Raw genomic sequence first — 18,900 nt, forward strand, 5'->3', positions numbered from 1 at the left:
ATGAGTATGGTTCCGTTACTTTTATGGAGTGCGGCGGGCTGGGAAACGGGCTGCTTTCCCCGGACGAACGATCGAGCCTCCTCACTCACTTCGTTCCCTGCGGGGTCTCGCTCGCCCGTTATTCCGGAGGAATTAGCCCGTTTCACTGACCCCTTCCTCTTTTTAACGTAACGGATCCTTCCACTCACTAAAATGCTTATTCCAGATAACTGCCATATAACTCCATAACTCCAAGAAAGCAACCTAATGATTTAATATGCTTATCATCCATGTTTCTTCATAATAGCCTCAGCAACGTTCTTTCCACTTAATACAACCATCGGAGACCCTCCTCCAGGGTGAGTACTTCCGCCGGCGAAGTATAGGTTCCGTATATCCTGTGATCGGTTAAATGGTCGCACAAATGCATCTACTTTACGATTGGATGCTGGACCATAAATCGAACCTCTAAAAGCACCAAACTTGTCACGAATATCTTCAGGTGTCCATACATCCTCATACTTTAATTTAGACTGAATATCAATTCCAAAAGATTTTAATCGATCATAAATCACCTGTTTATACGCCTCAGGGTCAAAATCATCGTCGTCTTCACCAATTGAAGTAGGAGGAGCGTTTACTAGAATGAAGCAATTATCCCCTTTCGGCGACACTTCAGGATCTACTTTAGAAGATGTGCATATGTATATCGTTGGCTCTGTAGCATATTGACCATTTTCAATCTGCTTAAATTCTTTCTTATAGTTACCTGAAAAGAATACATGGTGATGATGCAGGTCTGGAATTCTGCCTTCTATTCCAGCTAGTATGACAAACCCTGAGATAGAAGGTTCAAATTCACGTACTTTCTGATTGGAAAAGTGAGGACGATGCTCTTCAGAGACCAAGTCAGGATATGCTTTTAACAAATCTCCATTTATAATGACTTCATCAGCTTCTATCGTTTCTCCGTTCTCTAGCACTACACCTTCTACATGTTTATGATGCACACTTAATTGTTTCACTTTTGAGTTTGCATATAACTCAACACCTAATTCTTTTGCGGCATTAACAAACCCTTTAGCAATGTTTGTATTGCCACCCTTCGTATAATACACCCCATCAACCAGTTCCAGGTAAGCAATCATGGCAAAAGTTGCAGGGGCTATATAAGGGTTTGAACCAATATAGGTTGCATAACGATCGAGTGCTTGAATAATACGTGGGTTTTGAAAGTACTGCTCATAAAAATCATGTATCCTCTTATTTGGTTTTACTTTTCTTAACGCATTTCCTAATTGTGGCGAAATGTAATCTTTCCATGATTGAAATGTTCGGTGAAGAAAGTGTTGATTGGATAGGGAATATAATTTCTCTATATCCCTGATAAAGTTTTTATATTTCGCTGCCCCTTTAGGATCGAATTGTTTTAATTGGTTCATCATATAAGATTCTGAAGATGATAGGTCAAAGCTCAATCCATCACTAAAGGTGTTACGTGTATGATTTGTAAGTTTTTCAAAAGTGAAATAATGGTCAGGAGGTAAGCCAGCCTTCTCCAACACATTTCGGAATACGTGAGGCATGGTAATGGTATTAGGACCAAAATCAAAATGGTAACCTTCTTGATCAACGGCCATCATCTTGCCTCCAAAGTGGCTGTTCTTTTCAAAAAGCTTTACATGATAACCTGATGACGCTAAAGTTATAGCGGCTGATAAGCCACCTAAACCGCCACCTATGATAGCAATTGTCTTCATTGATACGACCGTCCTTTCCATTTGTATGTTTTACCTGTAACTGATTTATACATGGATCTCCATAAAACGAGGATTAATAGGACGGCGGAGATTGGCATACCGAGTGCAAAAAATCCATTTGTTCTTGTTTGGAGGTCTACGATAAATTTTTGTAATGTTACAAGTAAGTAGGGAACTATATAAAGCCAATCCATAAATAGCACACCTGAAATTAGAAAAAACAAAGGGGTTACGTAGACTGAAAAATAAAATAAAGAAAGGAATATAGCCATTATTTTCGATCGACCAATTCCTTCGAATATATTTTTTGTGAAACCATCGAAGGCATCACGTAAGGTATGGTACATATAACATGTGACAGATGAAGTGATGTTAACCAGTATCATACGTTTTCGGTGCTTTTTAACGAGTCGGGCAAGCTGAATATCCTCAAGAATTGATCTCTTCAGTGCTTGATGTCCACCAATCATTTCATAAGTGGTTCGTTCAATTGCGATGAATCCTCCAGAGGCTGCCGTAAATGATGGATTATAACTGTGATTCGCAATTGGAATTGGGAGATGCGCATGAACGACAAAATGTTGCAAGGTGATGAGGAGTTGAGGCCATATACCACTTGCAGGATAGTATGGAAAACCGCTTAGCATATGTGCTTTCTCTTTCTTCATCGTATGAAGCGTTTCTGAGACAATATTAGGAGCTACTCTTACATCAGCATCAATAAAAAACAAGTATTCCCCGTTAGCTTTTTGACTTAACTGATGACAAGCAAATACTTTTCCACTCCATCCTTTAGGCAAAGGATCTCCCTGTAAAATCTGAAAGCGAGAATCATTTGTTGTTTTATCTATTAACAGAGAATAGGTTTGGTCAGTTGAAGAATCATCCAAAAGCATGAACTCGATATGATCATGGTCAACTTTTTTTAAAGAAGCGATAAGTCCTTTTACATTTTGTTCTTCATCTCTCAAAGGGATGAGGATAGATACACGCTGTCCATATTGTTTCTTGCTAGATTGCAAACGAATGACAAATAGACTGTTGAAACCTATCCAAAGCAAAAGTCCAACTTCCACTATAATCAATCCATATAAAAAATTATCCACTTTGGTTTCTCCTTAAAAGGGGGATGGCATCTTGAACATCTTGTTCGAGAACACGTTGTTTTAAGGTATCTAATTGTTGTGTACAAATTTGTTCCAAAAATCTTGTTTTATCTTCCCGTTTCAAAGAAGCATAAGATTCATGCATGGGATTGGAGCCAATGAAAACATAAATATTTGCCTTTTTCGTAGATTGAAATGTGTACATGATTGAGATCGGGATAACGTTTAAGTCCTGAACTTTTTCAATGATATAAGAAGCCCCAGATTGAAACCCTAATGGGCGTTGATCAAACGGTTGTTCATCTCCTTGGGGAAACATCCAAACAGACTTATCATCGTGTAACTTTTCAACTGCATATTGTAAGGATTCGATAATGTCCTTTGGATTGTTTCGGTCTATAGAAAAACCACCGATCCTTTTAAAAATAGGATGCTTTCTTAAGCCAGACTCATGCATCATCGCATATCCATCACTTTTAATAAGCTTTTGATTTAACAGATAAATCAAGATAGGGTCCCACCATACACTATGATTAATTATGTACAAGGTTCGATTTACATGTTGAGGTATTGAGCCGTACACATAGATTTCTTGAAAATGTTTCTTAAGCAAAGGATAAATAATTTGGTCGAAACCCCAGGCCCAAAATCTATTTTTTTTAGCAGGAATCATACAATTCTCCTTATCTCAAACCGTCCTTTAATTTTTTTGAAGTAGAATGAAAACCAAAGAATAAGTAGCAACATATTCATAAATGATGCAAAATAGATTTGACCTAATAAGCCTAGCCATATAAACATAAATTCAACTCCAGCAAAAACAAGCATAATACGAGGTCTCCAATTATTGTTCTCTAAAGTAGTTGATGGTAAAAACAATCCTATTGTATGAAAGAATAAGGATAGGAAAAACCATCCTAAAAAGTTGGAAAAGGGGATGTCGTAAAAGATACCACCCTCTACCCAGATCCAGTATTCCTTCACGATAAAAGCAACAGGATCTAAAATAAGGTCAATCATAACAGCTAATAAAGATCCTAGTACAACAAATAATATTCGATTGGAGGAAATCGTCTTTGCTATTTCATGTGACCCAGCAATAACCATTAACCAAGCAAAGCCAATTGTTATGGGGACCCCTCCCACCATTGGGCCGAAATCCTGCTCATATGTATAGTGTCCAAACCACCATTGATATTGAACACCCACATGTTCAACTAAAACGGAAAGAACCCCAACAAAAAGGCTATAAGCTAAGCCTTTTATTAATCCATACATCTTGATAAAATAGATTCCGCCTATTATACCAGATAATATAAGGAACACAGCATTCGCCCATTGCAACGCAGGTGGGATTAAATTAAAGGATAATAAAATAAATCCACATCCATACCAAATTAAAAACACTCGAAAGATCCATAAACTCATGAGTTGAACTCCTATTTAAATGACATGGTTTCCTTTATTGTATTAAAAAAGTGACTACAATGTAGAGTGTAATGCTTTTTGAATCGTCTAAAGTCTAATTAAAGCCTAGTAGTCGGGTATATAGACCCATGAAATTATGTTATAGTAACTTTTATAAAAGCGTTTTATTGAGGAGCGAAACTCATGTCAACTGACGAACATTATACACCTATGATTTGGAAAGTAGTATCCCTTATGATTTTAATAGTAGGGATATTGATAGGGTTAATATTGTTTGTATCGGATCAGCGACTTATTGCATTTCTGTTTATATTCATAGGAATTGTAGGGTTCTTGCCTTTACTTGCAATTTCTCAGTTATTTGAGTGGCTGTTAAAGAACCCACAAGCAGGTATTGTGACAGAGCAAGCAGCATCATATCACCCTTCTGTCGAAAAGATAACCGAGAAAAAATGGACGTTAAGTCAAGCTGAAAGACAATTGTTACTAGATTACTATGAGAATCAAGGCCAAACAGTGGATGATATTCTAGTATCACCTGTTCCAAATTATGTGGCTGTTATTGTAGACGGAAATCTTGATGTGGTCATGCTGAATGGCTCAGATGTTGTATTGCTGACCAAGATGGATGTTGAAGCTATACCTGAGCTCTCCAGATGGATCGAAGAGGATGTTCTACAATCTGAATCCTAGTATTATAGAGGAGCTTACATATGTATGATGAAACAATGGAGTATCTCAAACAGAATGAATTATATAGCCTATCACGTTTTGGAGATTCTTTAACGGATGGCTTATTTATCATGCGTATTGATCAAGACGGAAAAAACCGTCGTTATATCTATGAATATATCAATGAAGCGGGACGTGAAATTACACACTTAACAAAAGCAGATGTAGGGAGGTCAATGATAGAATGTTTCTCCCAAGCTGAAGCTAAATACTTAATTGACCAATATGAACGATGCTTTCATAAGGGTTCGATCGTGACCTATTCAGATAGTGTTATGCTGCCTAATGGTCAATTTAATGCTCAAACCAACCTAATTCCAGTTTTGGACCAACAAAATGTCATGACTCATGTGGTAGGAATCACAAGAAATTTAACTCATTTATCCTTAAAGACAGATGAGGTACGACATGTAAATCGATTATTCGAAACCTATATGAATCAAACAGAAGAAGCACTCATTATGCTTGATATGAACCAACGGATATTGAATGTGAATCAGGCTTTCTATGACCTGTTTGAATATGAAAAGTCTTATATTCAAAATAAGCGATTAGAAGATTTACAGCCTCAAATAGCCGAGGAGGTTCGCAACCAGTTTTCTTATTTAAATGAGGGAAAGAACATCACTCATTATAAAGCGGAATGGAAAAAGAAGTCTGGAGAATCACTACATTTATCTATTAATTTCACAACATTGCCAGATGAACATGGGAAGCTCGTAGCTGTTGTAGCTGTTATTCAAAATATTACAGAAGAAGTGAGAGCTAAAAAAGCTTTGTCTGATTCAGAACATCGTTATCGTTTAATCGCAAACTACACACAAGATCTTGTGAAGTTGATTGAAATTGATGGCACAATTAAATATGCATCACCTTCCCATGAACCTGTACTAAATTACAAGCCAGAGGAACTCTATCATACAAACACTTTTCAATATATACATCAGGATGATAGAGAAAAGGTGCATAAACGGTTCTTATATATTATAAAACAGAAGAAAAGTGGCACTGTACAATTTCGGATGATTATGAAAGATGGTACATGGATATGGTTTGAGTCAAATGTAAAACCGGTTATGGGAGATGATGGGGAAGTTACGCACATTGTTTCTTCTTCAAGAGATATTTCGAAAAGAAAAAAAGCAGAAGACCAACTGAAGAGGCTAGCATACACAGATCATTTAACAGGATTAGCAAATCGTCGAATCCTTATGCAATTCTTAAATAAATCAATAGCAAAATCAAAACGGAATCCAAATAAAAAAGTCAGTTTGCTCTATTTAGATGGCGATGGATTTAAAAACATTAACGACACATTAGGACATGACGCAGGAGATACAGTATTGGTGAAATTATCTAGAAGGCTGCTTAAAATGACCAGGGAAGAAGATATCGTATCTCGGATAGGAGGAGATGAATTCGTCATTCTTCTACCTGATATCCAATCTACAGAACAAGCTGAACATGTTGCAAAGCGGATATTAGAAGAAATGAATCTTCCTTTTTATGTTGATGATGAACAGATCAATATTACCGTTAGCATAGGGATTGGTATCAGCCCCGATCATGCAAACAATAGTGAAGATCTCTTTAAACGTGCAGATGAAGCATTGTATGAAGCGAAAAGACAAGGGAAGAAGACCTATTGTGTGGCGTCAAGTTCTCATAATTCTTTCTAGTAAGCATAAGATCAAAGATAGTATCCTTCTATATACAAAACCTGGGAGATGATGAATACATGAACGCTTCTCACATTGAAATAGGAGCATATAGCGCAAAGCAGCAACTGATCGTCAATCTAACAGGCGTTTCAATCAAATTAAGTAATGATGTGTCTATCCCATTTGGAGAGTGCCAGTGTGTGAAGCAAGTTGAATTCAGTATAGAAGGGAAGTCTTTTTCTTTACTAAGTGGATTAAATATTTTCTTCAGAGCTGGAGGTACTGTAGAGCAGTATGTCATGAGCTTTGAGGAGCAACCTCCGAAAGAAGAGGCTTTTCTCCATACCCTTCATCTAGATCTCTCAAAGCCATTAATAACCATTAAAGCTCGTTATGGTGATGAAGTTGCAAAACGTTTACCATACAAAGGAAAGAGCGAGTCCATTTTATTGTACGCCCCTATGGATCTACCTCTAGATTTTTATCATTTTAATGGGACGCTCTTTCAAAGCATAGAAGGTTATGTTACTAAAGAAAATTCACGTATTATCTTTGTGCTTATTGAACATACTAAAAAACCTTTATGGGGTATTGAACTTAAATATTAAACAAACCAAAGGCGGAGGCTCATTAATACGACTGCGATAATCATTACCCATCGCACAAAGCCTTCTCCTTTTTTAATAGCAAATTTACTTGCAAAAATAGCGCCCAGGCTATTTCCAACTGCTAAAGTTAACCCGTATCCCCAATGAACCTGATCATTGAGAATGAAAATGAAAAGCGAAGATCCAATATAAATCGCCACAATAAAAACCTTCAAACTATTACTATGTACTAAGTTAAGACCTGTAAATAGGGTTAGCATTGTGACAATAACCAAACCTACACCAGCTTGTATAAAGCCTCCATAAACACCAATGATAAAGAAAATAAAAAATAACAAGATGCGCTTGGACGTCGTCATATTTATTGATGCATGGTGAAGCTTTTTTTGTGGTTTGAAGATCATAGTGATTAAAACAAGGACCATTACAATCGATAAAATGCGATTAAACCATTGATCAGACAATTGAATGGCTAAATTAGAGCCAATAATTGATCCGATTATGGCTGGTATGGCTAAAAATATACCAAGGCGCCAGTGAAAGATTCCGCTATTTCGAAATGAAGCGATAGCCGTTATGTTTTGGGCAATGATGGCTACACGATTCGTTCCGTTAGCTAGAGCAGAAGGAAGACCCATTAATATCAACGTTGGTAACGTCAGTAACGAGCCACCACCAGCAAGAACGTTTATAAATCCTGCGCCTATACCCACAGCAAAAATAAGTGAAGCATCTAATACAGTCATACCAAAACCCTTTCTTCTCAAAAACAATAAAAATTGCAATACTCGTAAACTATATCAAAAGTGAGAAGAAGAGGCGATTGTTCTGATTAAAAAAAGTCGTAGTGGTTAATAAATACCACTACGACTTTTAAAAATTATACGTATTTTTCATTTTTTTGTTCACGTGTAGGAAATGGCTTTTTCATTAAAGGTAGAACCCAACGATCTAATCCGAATTTCGCAGCGTTATATCCAGCAACTAATAATATGGTTCCGATGATCACCATCTGAGGATTTGTGCTTACAGTGCCACTAAACAAGAAGGCGAAGTTCATTGTAAGCCCCATTAGAGTTGCGAAAGTTGTAAAAATACCAAGTATAAGTGCAATGCCTACTAAAATCTCTCCCCACATCACAAGGAAGCTGAATAATTCGCTATTCGGTAGAGCAACATTTTCTAAGAAGCTAGCCCACCAGCCTTGAACAGCAGGATGTTCTCCTGTTGCTTTGCCAATTGCTCCTTTTAAATAACCGCTAGCATTAAATCCATCGCCTGTTAGTTTACTCCATCCAGCTGTAAACCAAGTATAACCAAGATAAATGCGTAGGAAAGTCAAAATAATACCCACAACCTGATTGTTTCTTAAGAATGTGTTAAACATAGTTCCCACTCCTTTTAAATGCTCAATATTGTTTAGGTGAATAGGGAGGACCAAGATCTTTAAGCCGGCATATAAGAAGTTGTTCCTCCTTTACAATTCCATTGTATGTCATTTCCTTTAAAGGTTGTTGATAATGTGATGCTGTTCACAAACCGTTTGAAAACATATGGAAATTTAGTGACAATTGATAGGTTATGTTGCACAAAAAAGCTTGAGCCGGTTATTCCAGCTCAAGCTTTTTAAGCAGCCTCATCTTCTTGTGGTTCACTATCTGAAGAATTATTTTCTTGTTCTTCATCAGGATCCTCAGTTTCGTGTGGAGTAGAAGAGATTAACTCACGTTTTCCGGATAGGATTTTTAACTGATCATTTTCATAACCAATTGTGTACGTACATTCATATCGTTCAGTTACTTTTGATTGGTCAGAATTTCGAATGACATTATCCGTTGTTAAAGAGATATGTACCCGGTTGTTTTCATCGAGAGATAACTGTACATTGCTAAATGTAATATCAATGGTGTGAACGTATTTTGCACGGAATTCTTGATAGGTTTGCTTCGATTGCCATTCACTTCCCAAAAGGGCATAAGCATTGATATAATCTCGCATTAATAAACTTTCGTTAAAATAGCCATATAAATAACGGGCGTCTTCTTTAAGTTGTTTAGGATCGATTTGAGTATTGGCATTTGCTTGACCATCATAATTTAGTTCTTGATTTTCAGCCTGGGCTGACCATAATTCAATCTGATCCATGACGCTACTTAGTGGAATACTAAATCCAATACCAGCTTTTTCGGTGCCAGCGGAATTAATTGCGATCACTTTACCAGATGGTTTATGAATAAGTGGGCCACCACTATTCCCGTGCGTAATAGGGGCAGTGATCTGATAAACGTTTTCATATTTAAATTCATCAATAGCAAAGTCGCGCTCAGTTCCGGAAATAATACCAGTAGTTACAGTATTCTGAAGGCCTAAAGGACTGCCTACTGCAATGATCTCATCTGTAACCTCAGCCACATTCTCGCCAATTTTCATAGGTGTTCTATTGGCGAGCTGGGGAACGCGGATGACAGCTATATCTGTTTCTTTACCAATTCCGATAAGTGCTGCGGGATACGTACGGGCATTTGCTGTTTTCACATAGATTGATTCGGAATCTTTTACGACATGGGCATTGGTAATGATGTCGCCTTTTTCATTGTATAGAAAGCCAGAACCGATACTGTTACCCCATTCAGCTTTAGCTTCAATTTGTACTACATTTTTTTCAGCTTCATGAATAAGCGATTTTAAATCCACTTCTCTAGGTTCATTATCGCTTTTTACTTCTTCAGCAATGGAACTGCTAGCCTGAATAGGTTTTTGATAAATCTTTGCTGTCATCCAATATCCTGCTCCTCCAACAAGCCCTAGTAAAAGAATAGTTAGGATGATTGGACCTAATATACGTCTTTTTCTCATAAACTCACTCCATACGGGTCTAGTCTAAGAACCAGGTTGGTTTAATTTCTTCTTTTTTAATTTCTAATTCTTCGTTTACATCATAATGGGTAAATTCAAATTTCCCAATCTCATCTGGATAAAGGGTATCAGGGTATGTGTACACGTCATTCTCTAAAACCATTTCTCCATCCTTGTTATATAATTTGTACTTAATGGAAACAGAACTGATCGGAACTGTTGCAACACTTTTAATTTTACCTTTAACGACAAGGTCACCATACTCATCAAGTTTCGTTTCTACACTTACGATTTCTACTGCATCTTTTTTGTTTATTTCACGTTCTTTTTCTGCTGCTTCCATCGCCTGTTCAATTCGATCTTTCTGTGCTTCTTCAAATGCGGCTTTCTCTTTTTCGATAGTGATTTTCATACTTTGTAGTTTTTCACTATCAGGTGCGTAGCGCAGGCCTTCTTCAACGATAGAGCGTGCTTTGGTATATTGTTTTTGCTTGAGCTCTTCATTTGCTGTTGAAAAAGCATGAGAAACGATTCGCTTACGAATTTGGTTTGCAATTGTTTTAGCTTCCTCGTGTTGAATGGCTTCTGCACGCCATAACAACATTTTTTGCTCATCAATGGATGGTTGTTTTTTCATTAAAAATTGTAAATGAGATAATTTCGTTTGATTACGAGCTTTTGTAATGTCATTGACTAATTGCTCTACAGCATCACCATTATAGTTCTTGAGTCTCTTTTCAGCCTTATCTATAAATTCTAATGCTTTTTGAAACTTTTGCTCATCATTCATGTTTTTGGCTTCATTTAAGTCACGTTTGACTAATGTAGCAACCTTTAAAAATTGTTTGTTTTCTATCGCTGCAGGGAATTGGTAACTAAGGTCTAATGCATCATTAAAGTAATCTTGCGCCTCATCGTAATTACCTTTAAGTGCTAATGCTTCTCCTTGGTTAAACTTTTCTTTCGCTTGAGTAGTTTTTTGTTCAAAGAGAGCATACATACTTCCTAATGCAATAATAGAAAGAATAAACACACTTATAGGGAGGATCCACCAACGGTTAAATCCTTTAGATTGATATCCTTGTGATCGTTCTTTTAAGTCTGCTGGTAGGGACTTTCCACAATGAACGCAAAAGCTTTCATCTTCATTGGTTTTTGTCCCACAATATGGACAATGAGCCATATGTTTCACCTTCTTTCAGCGAATCTCGATAGCTACTAAATATTTTATCATAGAAAGAAGTGCAGAAGTACCCATTTATTGTTAATGTAGGAAGGATCATCAGTTTTTTTAATTCATTTATTTTTGTAACAAAAAAACTAAATATTTTTGTTCAATTTTTGATAAAATAAAAATGAAAGTACATAGTAGGGGGTGCTGCAACATGTATACAGCAGTCATGGGAACAATAGGTATACTAATCTTACTAGTTAATATTGGTTTTTGTATATTTGATCGAGGCTAATTAAAAAAATCCTACCATTATATGGTAGGATTTTTAAATGGTATAGAAAACATTAATCTAATGAGCTTCTGGCTTTAAGGTATTGAAAGAACACTTGAGCAGCGTGTGCTCGGTTAATATTTTGTTTTGGATTAAACTCTTTATGATCTTGAATTAGAAGACATAATGTCTAGATAATGGACGATAGACACATAACCCGCTGCTCCTCCCTTTCCATTTCTATATAGTTTGTCGTTTGAAGTGAGAAAACGTTACAAATTTTATAAAAAGAGCAACACCTCCTGACCAACTTCTAGTGATTATATAAGTGAAAGGAGGTGAGGCAATCATGGCTTTAGCTACTATGACGGATTCAAGATTACAGCTGATTTTTGAAGATGGTTTAGATGAAGAAGGCAAACCCCTGTTCTCCAACAAGAACTTTAACAATGTGAAAACATCTTCTACAACGGACCAGTTGTACGCAGTGACGATGGCTTTGGTTCCTTTACAGCAACTACAGCTGTCTGGAATTGAGCGTGATGACACTAGTGTTGTTACATCAGGTACATCAGTTTAATCGAGTTAATCATTTATAGGAAGGGGGGAGACACATGGCGAAAAAGCTAGAGTTGAAATTTTACAATGAAGAAAATCGAACGGTAACGATTTCATTGGATCAACCTGTTGAACCAGCTGATCCAGTAGCCATTAATCAAGCTATGGATGAAATTATTACTCAAAATTGTTTTGCTTCAAGTGGTGGGGATTTAGTTGCCAAGAAAGAAGCTCGCATTGTAGAACGTAATGTATTTGAGATTGACCTATAATAATGGAAAGGGAGCAGAGGAAACTGCTCCCTTTTTATAAATCATGCTGAAAGAAAGGAGAGAGGAGATGATGGAGAGTTGGATGACATGGCTTCCAGAGGTTGGCTTCCCGGTCGTAGTAACTTTTTATTTGCTACACCGAATGGAAGGCAAATTGGATATGTTAATATCAAGTATCCATAAAATCGCCGATCAAATGAAGCCTTCTTGAGTTAGAAGTGCGGTAATAGAGTAGTAAGTAGTTCAGTTTAGCGGTTCAATACTTCGTTGCACTTCTTAATTGAACTGCTTTTTTTTATTTTAAAGGAGTGTAGGGGAGTGTTGTTCAACTATATGGCAGTTATGTTGAATAAGCTGGTGCGGGGGGGGGTTCCGTTGCTATTGTGGAGTGCGGTGGGCTTGGGAACGGGTTGCTTTCCCCGGACGAACGATCGAGCCTCCTCATCCGCTACGCTTCTTGCGGGGTCTCGCTCGCCCGTTTTTCCGGAGGAGTCAACCCGCTCCCAAGCCCACCTTAGCCGAATGGTGATTAACGGAACCGCAGCGATAAGAGGAGGTAATGCTTACGGACATTTGATCCGCTATTTCACCTTAAAATGGTTTTTCTAAAGAGCTTACGGACATTCATTCCGCTAATTGCTACAAATCACCTTAATAAAGAGCAATCTGTCATAAATAAGGTACCATATGTCCGTAACGACTCTCGAAATGCCTTAAAAGTTCAAAATAACGGAACAGATGTCCGTAAGGTTTAGAACTCACACACTAGGGTCCGTTATTCTCCATAAACGCAAAGGGGGGAAGGAAACGGCAAACTCCAGTGGTAGAAAGTGCAGATGAGACCCCACAGAGAACGTAGTGAACGAGGAGGCTGAAAGTAAATAATGAAGATCGACTAAGACCGCCACATCGTGTGGCAACGTCGACCTACCCCACGTCGTGTGGGGCAGCAGGAGTATTGCCGTTTCACTGACCCCCTTACTCTCATACAAGCAACGGACTCCTCCGAACCTATATCTCGATTCCAAGTCTTCAAGATAAGGGGGCTATTATGGAAGAAATAATAATAAAAAAAGAACAGGGGAATCGCTATGCGCTCCCTGTTCAAGTAGTTTTGTTTATCTATCTTGTCCATGACCATTCGTCAAAAGGCGAAATAATTAACTCTGAGCGGCCTATAATTTCATCGTGTGAGATATATCCTAAACCTGTACGGCTATCTTTAGAAATATCTCGATTGTCTCCCATAACAAAATATTTATCTTTCGGGATTGTAACAGGGGAAAAGTCCCCAGTTTCTTTTATAGCTTCCTGATTCAAATATTCCTGATCCACTTTTTTATCATTTACATATAAAGTATGATCCCTTACTTCTACTTTATCTCCAGGTAAACCGACAACTCGTTTCACATAATTTTTAGTTGGTCGCTGAATAATGACGATGTCGCCTCTATCAGGTTCACCTACTAAATAAACCATCTTATTATATAAAACACGTTCTCCATCTTCTAATGTAGGTTCCATGCTCGTTCCTTCTACGATCGAAGTAGCGAATACAAAGTGACGTACAATGAAAGCTAATATTAGTGCTAAGGTGATGGCTTTTGTCCATTCCCAAGCTTCATTCTTTATTTTTTCTCTCAATTAGGATCATCCCCTCAAGTCTGTCTAAAAAACCTACTTTACTATCGTATCATATTTGTGAAGCGGCTAAATGTATATAGGTCTAATTTCCTTGTCTAAATTATTCCGAAAGAGCATAATACATAAAAAATATCCTATATTATTCGACAATACCAAAAAATAGGGCGAAAGTTTTGTCTAATTTTGCGATTTCCTTTACTTTGCAATATGTATTTGGCATAATGAATAGCGGTTCAGTTACTTAGAAATATGTAAGGAAGGGAACTTGAGGGGTATGTTTGACAATAAACTAATAGAGTCTGATGAACACTTGGGAATTAAGATAAGAGAGAAGCGCAAGGAAATGTTAGATCGTGCTATGGAATTTGGGATAGAAAGTGATGAAACCTTGACTGTAAGCCAAGAGTTAGATCTATTAATTAATCAAAGTTTACATAAGCAAATTAAATACAGAATGATGTAAACGACAATGTTTTCTACAATCTATGACTATTCATCACACCTTCTCTATGATAAAATGTTATTTATATCCATATTGCTGAGAGGAGGCCCTGCTGTGGCAGAAGACATTAGTACTCAGCATCTAATACAACGAATAGAGTCACTGCGTAAGCGAATGATTAAAACCGCTACAGTCCAAGGGTTCACAAGTCATGAATCGCTAGAAATTAGTCAAGAATTAGATCGATTACTTAATATGTATGAGAATAGAAATAACCGTAACGTTTTGAGTTGTGATCATAAGGCGGTAAAAACTCGCTAATTAAGCGGGTTTTTTTAAAACCCTTTTAACTATATCGATATAATAATTAAATAAAATAAGACAGTGGAATAAACCACTGTCTTATTTTTTGTCTTTCGTTTGTTGTTCATGCTCTTCAGTCAACTCTTCAAAGCTTTTCACTTTCCCATGTGGGGATTGTTTTTCTTTGCGCTGCCGAAGTGCTCGTTCTTTCCTTCTTTTTTGGTGGCTCATATCATTTCACCTCATCAATAGTATGTCTAGAAAGATGAAGTTATATGAATGATTTTTCCTTCAAAAATGCCTCCAAACGATCAAGTCCTTGTTCAAGTGTCTTCATGTCATAAGCATATGATATACGCATATATCCTTGACCATAAGAAGAAAAAGCATCACCTGGAACTAGAGCTAGACCTCCTTTTTCAACTAATTCAATACCCAAGTCAAAAGAAGTCATGTTTTCGATAGGGAAGCGAGGAAACACGTAAAATGCTCCTCCAGGTTTATCCATTTCTAGGCCCATATCTTTCAAACGATTATAGACATAGTCTAGTCTCTGTTCGTATGCTTGTCTCATCACTTCAGTATCAGCTTTTCCATTTGTTAAGGCATCTAGTGCTGCATACTGACTTATAGATGAAGGGCAGGACACATTATATTGATGAACTTTTAACATATGCTTGGAAAGCCAAGCGGGAGCTAATGTATATCCGATTCGCCATCCCGTCATGGAATGAGACTTTGAAACACCATTGATGACTATCGTACGATCTTTCATTCCTTGAAATGTAGCAATTGATGTATGAGCTTCATCATAAGTCAACTGACTGTAAATCTCATCAGATAGTACAAAAAGGTTTTTATCGTGTAAATATTTAGCAAGGTCTGCTACTTCATCCTTCGATAAAGTAGCACCAGTAGGGTTTGATGGATAAGGGAGAACGATACATTTTGTTTTTTCAGTAATATGACTTTGCAGTAATTCTTTGGTTAATTTGAAATGATGATCTCTGGTATCTACATGTACAGGTGTGGCACCGGCCAGGCGAATTAATGGCTCATACCCTGGATAAACAGGTCCTGGGAGTATGACCTCATCACCAGGCGTTAATATCGTACGAAAAGTGATATCAATTGCTTGAGAAGCACCTACTGTTGAGATGATTTCTTCTTTAGGTTCATAATGTAAGCCGTATTGTTCATAGACAAATGCAGAAATAGCTTCACGAAGGGGAAGCATTCCAGCGTTGTGTGTATAAGTCGTTTTATTTTGATCTATGGCAGATTTCCCAGCCTCTTTGACATGATCAGGTGTAGGGAAGTCTGGTTGACCGATGGTTAGTGACACAACATCACTATAACCCGAAACCATATTAAAAAATTTTCGTATTCCAGATATTTCGATTTGGGTTACATTGGGGTTTATTAAGTGCTGCATGGAGTTCACCTCTAATTTGTAATTGAATTGTCAAATAATTTTAACAAATCATTGTTGTGTATTTGTTACAATGGTATTGAATTCTTAGAGAAGTAAATAAAAATCTTTTGCTTTTCTTACAATTAGCTTTCTGATTTCACATGAAAGGAGAATTCATCATGAAACCAAGAGTAAAATCTTTCGAAGAGCTGATAAACGAAAATAAACAAGCTATATTAAAGGATAAAGAAGAAATGTCTAAGCTTGAACAAAAAATTGACCAACGTCATTCACAGTCTTCAACCTCAGAAAATAGAGCCAGTTAACATGATTTGTTATATACAATAGAAATCCTATCCTATTTAAGGATAGGATTTTTTGTTTCATAAATAGTTTATGCGTTATAAAGCTGTTCGTAAAGTGAAAGTCAATGCCAGTAAAACGTTCAACTTTATATCTATTATGTTCCATTGTTATAATTGACATAAATCGTCAAAAGAATAGAGGAGGACTTCATGGAAAATACGGGTTTAGTGCTAGAAGGAGGAGGCATGAGAGGGGCTTTTACAGCTGGTGTGCTCGACTTTTTTATGGATTATGATATGCATTTTCCATACGTTGTAGGTGCCTCTGCTGGTGCTTGTAATGGAAGCTCCTACATTGCTAAGCAAAGAGGACGTAATTATAAGGTTATCGTTGGGTATGGTAGCCATCCAGAATACATATCGTTAAAAAGAGCTATCACGAAAAGAGAGCTTTTTGGAATGGATTTCATTTTTGATAAGTTGCCGAATCAGCTGGTTCCTTTTCATTACGATCGTTTTTTTGAAAGTACAAATTATTCTCAGAAGTTTGTTGTCGGTACAACAGATGTGAACACTGGACGGCCTGTTTATTATGATCAATTTAATAGTGGAGAAGTTTTGCTTAAACTGATTCGTGCTTCTAGCTCTTTGCCATTAATTGCACCTATGATCGAGCATGGGGGGCAGCAACTATTAGATGGTGGGATTGCTGATCCTATTCCGATTAATCCATCCATAGAAGCTGGTAATCAAAAACATGTAGTCGTTCTAACGCGAAATGAAGGTTATGTGAAGCAGAAGATGAAATTTTCATGGTTTTTCCAAAAGAAATATAAAGATTATCCAAATTTACTAAAAGCCATGGAACTGAGACATGAGCGTTATAATGAGACAATGAAGCGACTAGAAAAATTGAGAGAAGAGGGTAAGGTATTTATTATCCGCCCAGAAGAGCCCCTTGCTGTTAGTCGTATAGAAAGAAATCAATCAAAGCTACATGCGTTGTATGAGCAAGGATACCAACAAGCTCAAGCTCAGGTTAGTGATCTACAATCCTTTCTTAAAGAGGAAGAGCCTGAATTTGCTTGAGTTTGATCCTCCATAGATAGGGGAAAAGAAGATTAACCTGTTTCTTATCGTGTTGGCATGAATAGGTTTACCCTATGAGAAAAGATTTCGAAATTCAAGGTGCAATTTCGTGTTTTTCTAAGGAGGTATCAACATGGGACTTCAATTAAATGAAATAGATCGATTTAATTTATTAAAGCAGTTAGTCAAAAAACCTGATGTCTTTCAACAATATGATCCAACGGTTAAGGTACCTCGAGAAGAACTAGAAGATTTGATTGATGTAGCTATTCAAGCTCCATCTTCTTGGGAGAAACAGCATTGGAAGTTTTTAATATTTGAAGATCCTAAAGTGAAAGAAGAACAATTATATCCTATTGCGGGTTCACAACCTTATATAAGAGATGCATCAGCAGTTGTGGCTGTGCTTGGAGATCGACAGGCGTATGAGCATATGAAACAAGTGGAAAACAGTTCGAATGTTTATAGCCTAGAAAGAATTCAAGGTGAACAACTTTCCATACCTTCTGTAGAACAAAAGGATACTAAGGATTTAGCTACTCCGCCGTTAGCAGCTATTCAATTTATGATGGGAGCAGCTGCTAGAGGATATGATACGTATCCAACTCTTCATTTTGATTCAACGCAATTGTCAGAAACATTTAATATCCCTAATCAATTTGTACCCGTTATGCTTATTGCTGTTGGAAAACGAAAGGAATCAAGTGGGACTACTTTTTCAAACGGAGTTATCAATGAATGGTTATAAGTGTGTTATAGAAGGACTGCCTGATTAATAGAAGGCAGTTCTTTTTTATTGTATAAATATCTCTCCTATTGCAAATACTAGTAGAAAAATTGTTAGAGGAGAGGATCGTTTGACTGAACATTTTCATTTAAACCTTATTGGAGGTCATGATTGGATTGTTAAAACGGCTCAACTACTTCCACTGGGTATCACAGACCAACACCTGCACTTTTTCTTTGGAATGATATTGATTGCATTAATTTATGCACTCATTCGCCCACTAATCTACTGGATGATTCTACTTAAATGGGAAAGAGTATTAACGTATCTGGTATCTGGATTATTCGTATTGTTTTTACTAGTCAGTTATGAAATGTATCAGGGTATAACGGGGTCGGGGAACGTGGAATTTAGAGATGTTGCGAATGGTGCGTTAGCTATGATCTTCTTTGGAAGCTTTATTGCTGTTATTTATTTAGTAGAACTGTTCTTTTCTTATATAAAGCAGTTAAAGAAACAAAAAGCGAAAAGTGCATAAGATTAAGGCTCTCAATAATTTTTGAGGGCCTTT

25 protein-coding genes are annotated in these 18,900 nt (G+C 37.0%); 14 read left to right on the top strand and 11 right to left on the bottom strand.

All coding sequences use genetic code 11. The features are described from left to right. Positions 1-263: 263 nt before the first annotated feature. From GS400_RS07995 to GS400_RS08010, 4 genes are read right to left on the bottom strand one after another with little or no spacing between them, the layout of a single operon-like run. Positions 264-1,739, bottom strand: coding sequence for a phytoene desaturase family protein (locus tag GS400_RS07995; protein WP_160100654.1), 1,476 nt, complete (start codon positions 1,737-1,739; stop codon positions 264-266). Beyond that, entirely contained in the window at positions 1,736-2,845 is a 1,110-nt protein-coding gene (locus GS400_RS08000; protein ID WP_160100656.1) for a glycosyltransferase family 2 protein, read from the bottom strand. The genes GS400_RS07995 and GS400_RS08000 overlap by 4 nt, the downstream gene beginning before the upstream one ends. Next, the gene (locus tag GS400_RS08005) at positions 2,838-3,518 is read right to left on the bottom strand and encodes a lysophospholipid acyltransferase family protein (protein WP_160100658.1); all 681 of its coding nucleotides are present in this window, start codon (positions 3,516-3,518) and stop codon (positions 2,838-2,840) included. Before GS400_RS08005 ends, GS400_RS08000 begins: the two co-directional genes overlap by 8 nt. Further along, a complete protein-coding gene (locus tag GS400_RS08010; protein WP_160100660.1) occupies positions 3,515-4,273 on the bottom strand; it encodes a carotenoid biosynthesis protein in 759 nt (252 codons plus the stop codon). Before GS400_RS08010 ends, GS400_RS08005 begins: the two co-directional genes overlap by 4 nt. Before the next feature lie 183 nt (positions 4,274-4,456). Between GS400_RS08010 and GS400_RS08015 the strand changes: the two genes are divergently transcribed. From GS400_RS08015 to GS400_RS08025, 3 genes are read left to right on the top strand one after another with little or no spacing between them, the layout of a single operon-like run. Continuing rightward, positions 4,457-4,966 (top strand): hypothetical protein, encoded by a 510-nt coding sequence (locus GS400_RS08015; RefSeq protein ID WP_160100662.1) that lies wholly within the window; start codon positions 4,457-4,459, stop codon positions 4,964-4,966. 20 nt (positions 4,967-4,986) lie between these two features. Beyond that, positions 4,987-6,684 carry a diguanylate cyclase domain-containing protein gene (locus tag GS400_RS08020; RefSeq protein ID WP_160100664.1) on the top strand — a complete coding sequence of 566 codons (1,698 nt, stop codon included), beginning with the start codon at positions 4,987-4,989 and terminating at the stop codon, positions 6,682-6,684. Positions 6,685-6,743: 59 nt separating this feature from the next. Next, positions 6,744-7,274 carry a hypothetical protein gene (locus GS400_RS08025; protein ID WP_160100666.1) on the top strand — a complete coding sequence of 177 codons (531 nt, stop codon included), beginning with the start codon at positions 6,744-6,746 and terminating at the stop codon, positions 7,272-7,274. Here the strand turns inward: GS400_RS08025 and GS400_RS08030 are convergent. After that, positions 7,271-8,020, bottom strand: coding sequence for a sulfite exporter TauE/SafE family protein (locus GS400_RS08030; protein WP_160100668.1), 750 nt, complete (start codon positions 8,018-8,020; stop codon positions 7,271-7,273). The two genes, GS400_RS08025 and GS400_RS08030, sit on opposite strands and share 4 nt — an antisense overlap. Before the next feature lie 134 nt (positions 8,021-8,154). Further along, entirely contained in the window at positions 8,155-8,661 is a 507-nt protein-coding gene (locus GS400_RS08035; RefSeq protein ID WP_160100670.1) for a DoxX family protein, read from the bottom strand. A 105-nt stretch (positions 8,662-8,766) separates the two neighbouring features. On the opposite strand from GS400_RS08035, the gene GS400_RS20170 reads away from it, so the two are divergent. Then, positions 8,767-8,904 carry a hypothetical protein gene (locus GS400_RS20170; protein ID WP_236561203.1) on the top strand — a complete coding sequence of 46 codons (138 nt, stop codon included), beginning with the start codon at positions 8,767-8,769 and terminating at the stop codon, positions 8,902-8,904. Here GS400_RS20170 and GS400_RS08040 read toward each other — a convergent pair. Both GS400_RS08040 and GS400_RS08045 read right to left on the bottom strand, forming a co-directional pair. Next, positions 8,901-10,130 carry a S1C family serine protease gene (locus GS400_RS08040; RefSeq protein WP_160100672.1) on the bottom strand — a complete coding sequence of 410 codons (1,230 nt, stop codon included), beginning with the start codon at positions 10,128-10,130 and terminating at the stop codon, positions 8,901-8,903. The genes GS400_RS20170 and GS400_RS08040 overlap by 4 nt on opposite strands. 19 nt (positions 10,131-10,149) lie before the next feature. Beyond that, the gene (locus tag GS400_RS08045) at positions 10,150-11,313 is read right to left on the bottom strand and encodes an FxLYD domain-containing protein (RefSeq protein WP_160100674.1); all 1,164 of its coding nucleotides are present in this window, start codon (positions 11,311-11,313) and stop codon (positions 10,150-10,152) included. 611 nt (positions 11,314-11,924) lie between these two features. Between GS400_RS08045 and GS400_RS08050 the strand changes: the two genes are divergently transcribed. From GS400_RS08050 to GS400_RS08065, 4 genes are all read left to right on the top strand, one after another. Then, positions 11,925-12,155 carry a DUF1659 domain-containing protein gene (locus tag GS400_RS08050; RefSeq protein ID WP_027447275.1) on the top strand — a complete coding sequence of 77 codons (231 nt, stop codon included), beginning with the start codon at positions 11,925-11,927 and terminating at the stop codon, positions 12,153-12,155. Between the two features lie 34 nt (positions 12,156-12,189). Then, positions 12,190-12,405, top strand: coding sequence for a DUF2922 domain-containing protein (locus GS400_RS08055; protein WP_160100676.1), 216 nt, complete (start codon positions 12,190-12,192; stop codon positions 12,403-12,405). A 70-nt stretch (positions 12,406-12,475) separates the two neighbouring features. Next, positions 12,476-12,616 carry a YvrJ family protein gene (locus GS400_RS08060; protein ID WP_081673014.1) on the top strand — a complete coding sequence of 47 codons (141 nt, stop codon included), beginning with the start codon at positions 12,476-12,478 and terminating at the stop codon, positions 12,614-12,616. Between the two features lie 385 nt (positions 12,617-13,001). Continuing rightward, positions 13,002-13,160, top strand: coding sequence for a hypothetical protein (locus GS400_RS08065; RefSeq protein WP_160100678.1), 159 nt, complete (start codon positions 13,002-13,004; stop codon positions 13,158-13,160). Positions 13,161-13,527: 367 nt separating this feature from the next. On the opposite strand, the gene lepB is transcribed toward GS400_RS08065, so the two are convergent. Further along, on the bottom strand, positions 13,528-14,049 hold the full coding sequence (gene lepB, locus GS400_RS08070; protein ID WP_160100680.1) for a signal peptidase I: 522 nt from the start codon (positions 14,047-14,049) through the stop codon (positions 13,528-13,530). Positions 14,050-14,323: 274 nt separating this feature from the next. Here lepB and GS400_RS08075 point away from each other — a divergent pair, with 274 nt between their 5' ends. Both GS400_RS08075 and GS400_RS20175 read left to right on the top strand, forming a co-directional pair. After that, positions 14,324-14,512, top strand: coding sequence for an aspartyl-phosphate phosphatase Spo0E family protein (locus tag GS400_RS08075; protein ID WP_236561243.1), 189 nt, complete (start codon positions 14,324-14,326; stop codon positions 14,510-14,512). Between the two features lie 93 nt (positions 14,513-14,605). Next, positions 14,606-14,812: an aspartyl-phosphate phosphatase Spo0E family protein gene (locus tag GS400_RS20175; RefSeq protein WP_370519770.1), complete on the top strand. Its 207-nt coding sequence runs from the start codon at positions 14,606-14,608 to the stop codon at positions 14,810-14,812. An 81-nt stretch (positions 14,813-14,893) separates the two neighbouring features. Here GS400_RS20175 and GS400_RS20180 read toward each other — a convergent pair whose 3' ends face one another. Then, on the bottom strand, positions 14,894-15,025 hold the full coding sequence (locus tag GS400_RS20180; RefSeq protein ID WP_236561204.1) for a DUF6254 family protein: 132 nt from the start codon (positions 15,023-15,025) through the stop codon (positions 14,894-14,896). A gap of 40 nt (positions 15,026-15,065) precedes the next feature. Next, positions 15,066-16,229, bottom strand: a complete 1,164-nt coding sequence (locus tag GS400_RS08085) for an aminotransferase A (protein WP_160100684.1) — start codon at positions 16,227-16,229, stop codon at positions 15,066-15,068. A 158-nt stretch (positions 16,230-16,387) separates the two neighbouring features. Here GS400_RS08085 and GS400_RS08090 point away from each other — a divergent pair, with 158 nt between their 5' ends. From GS400_RS08090 to GS400_RS08105, 4 genes are all read left to right on the top strand, one after another. After that, positions 16,388-16,534 (top strand): FbpB family small basic protein, encoded by a 147-nt coding sequence (locus tag GS400_RS08090; protein WP_160100686.1) that lies wholly within the window; start codon positions 16,388-16,390, stop codon positions 16,532-16,534. Between the two features lie 189 nt (positions 16,535-16,723). Then, positions 16,724-17,602: a patatin-like phospholipase family protein gene (locus GS400_RS08095; RefSeq protein WP_160100688.1), complete on the top strand. Its 879-nt coding sequence runs from the start codon at positions 16,724-16,726 to the stop codon at positions 17,600-17,602. Between the two features lie 133 nt (positions 17,603-17,735). Further along, on the top strand, positions 17,736-18,350 hold the full coding sequence (locus GS400_RS08100; protein WP_160100690.1) for a nitroreductase family protein: 615 nt from the start codon (positions 17,736-17,738) through the stop codon (positions 18,348-18,350). Positions 18,351-18,459: 109 nt separating this feature from the next. Beyond that, complete coding sequence (locus GS400_RS08105) at positions 18,460-18,867, top strand: hypothetical protein (protein WP_160100692.1); 408 nt, start codon at positions 18,460-18,462, stop codon at positions 18,865-18,867. Positions 18,868-18,900: the final 33 nt, after the last annotated feature.

This window comes from Pontibacillus sp. HMF3514 (assembly GCF_009858175.1).
Classification (GTDB): domain Bacteria; phylum Bacillota; class Bacilli; order Bacillales; family BH030062; genus Pontibacillus.

Excerpts from the sequence above, each read along its gene's own strand:
- GS400_RS08005 (WP_160100658.1), bottom strand. The coding sequence starts at position 3,518 with ATGATTCCTGCTAAAAAAAATAGATTTTGGGCCTGGGGTTTCGACCAA.
- GS400_RS08075 (WP_236561243.1), top strand. The coding sequence starts at position 14,324 with ATGTTTGACAATAAACTAATAGAGTCTGATGAACACTTGGGAATTAAG.
- GS400_RS08065 (WP_160100678.1), top strand. The coding sequence starts at position 13,002 with ATGGTTTTTCTAAAGAGCTTACGGACATTCATTCCGCTAATTGCTACA.
- GS400_RS08040 (WP_160100672.1), bottom strand. The coding sequence starts at position 10,130 with ATGAGAAAAAGACGTATATTAGGTCCAATCATCCTAACTATTCTTTTA.
- GS400_RS08025 (WP_160100666.1), top strand. The coding sequence starts at position 6,744 with ATGAACGCTTCTCACATTGAAATAGGAGCATATAGCGCAAAGCAGCAA.
- GS400_RS08085 (WP_160100684.1), bottom strand. The coding sequence starts at position 16,229 with ATGCAGCACTTAATAAACCCCAATGTAACCCAAATCGAAATATCTGGA.
- GS400_RS08090 (WP_160100686.1), top strand. The coding sequence starts at position 16,388 with ATGAAACCAAGAGTAAAATCTTTCGAAGAGCTGATAAACGAAAATAAA.
- GS400_RS20170 (WP_236561203.1), top strand. The coding sequence starts at position 8,767 with ATGTCATTTCCTTTAAAGGTTGTTGATAATGTGATGCTGTTCACAAAC.
- GS400_RS08050 (WP_027447275.1), top strand. The coding sequence starts at position 11,925 with ATGGCTTTAGCTACTATGACGGATTCAAGATTACAGCTGATTTTTGAA.
- GS400_RS08020 (WP_160100664.1), top strand. The coding sequence starts at position 4,987 with ATGTATGATGAAACAATGGAGTATCTCAAACAGAATGAATTATATAGC.
- GS400_RS08030 (WP_160100668.1), bottom strand. The coding sequence starts at position 8,020 with ATGACTGTATTAGATGCTTCACTTATTTTTGCTGTGGGTATAGGCGCA.
- GS400_RS08060 (WP_081673014.1), top strand. The coding sequence starts at position 12,476 with ATGGAGAGTTGGATGACATGGCTTCCAGAGGTTGGCTTCCCGGTCGTA.
- GS400_RS08045 (WP_160100674.1), bottom strand. The coding sequence starts at position 11,313 with ATGGCTCATTGTCCATATTGTGGGACAAAAACCAATGAAGATGAAAGC.
- GS400_RS08010 (WP_160100660.1), bottom strand. The coding sequence starts at position 4,273 with ATGAGTTTATGGATCTTTCGAGTGTTTTTAATTTGGTATGGATGTGGA.
- GS400_RS08035 (WP_160100670.1), bottom strand. The coding sequence starts at position 8,661 with ATGTTTAACACATTCTTAAGAAACAATCAGGTTGTGGGTATTATTTTG.
- GS400_RS08095 (WP_160100688.1), top strand. The coding sequence starts at position 16,724 with ATGGAAAATACGGGTTTAGTGCTAGAAGGAGGAGGCATGAGAGGGGCT.
- GS400_RS08100 (WP_160100690.1), top strand. The coding sequence starts at position 17,736 with ATGGGACTTCAATTAAATGAAATAGATCGATTTAATTTATTAAAGCAG.
- GS400_RS08015 (WP_160100662.1), top strand. The coding sequence starts at position 4,457 with ATGTCAACTGACGAACATTATACACCTATGATTTGGAAAGTAGTATCC.
- GS400_RS20180 (WP_236561204.1), bottom strand. The coding sequence starts at position 15,025 with ATGAGCCACCAAAAAAGAAGGAAAGAACGAGCACTTCGGCAGCGCAAA.
- GS400_RS08055 (WP_160100676.1), top strand. The coding sequence starts at position 12,190 with ATGGCGAAAAAGCTAGAGTTGAAATTTTACAATGAAGAAAATCGAACG.
- GS400_RS07995 (WP_160100654.1), bottom strand. The coding sequence starts at position 1,739 with ATGAAGACAATTGCTATCATAGGTGGCGGTTTAGGTGGCTTATCAGCC.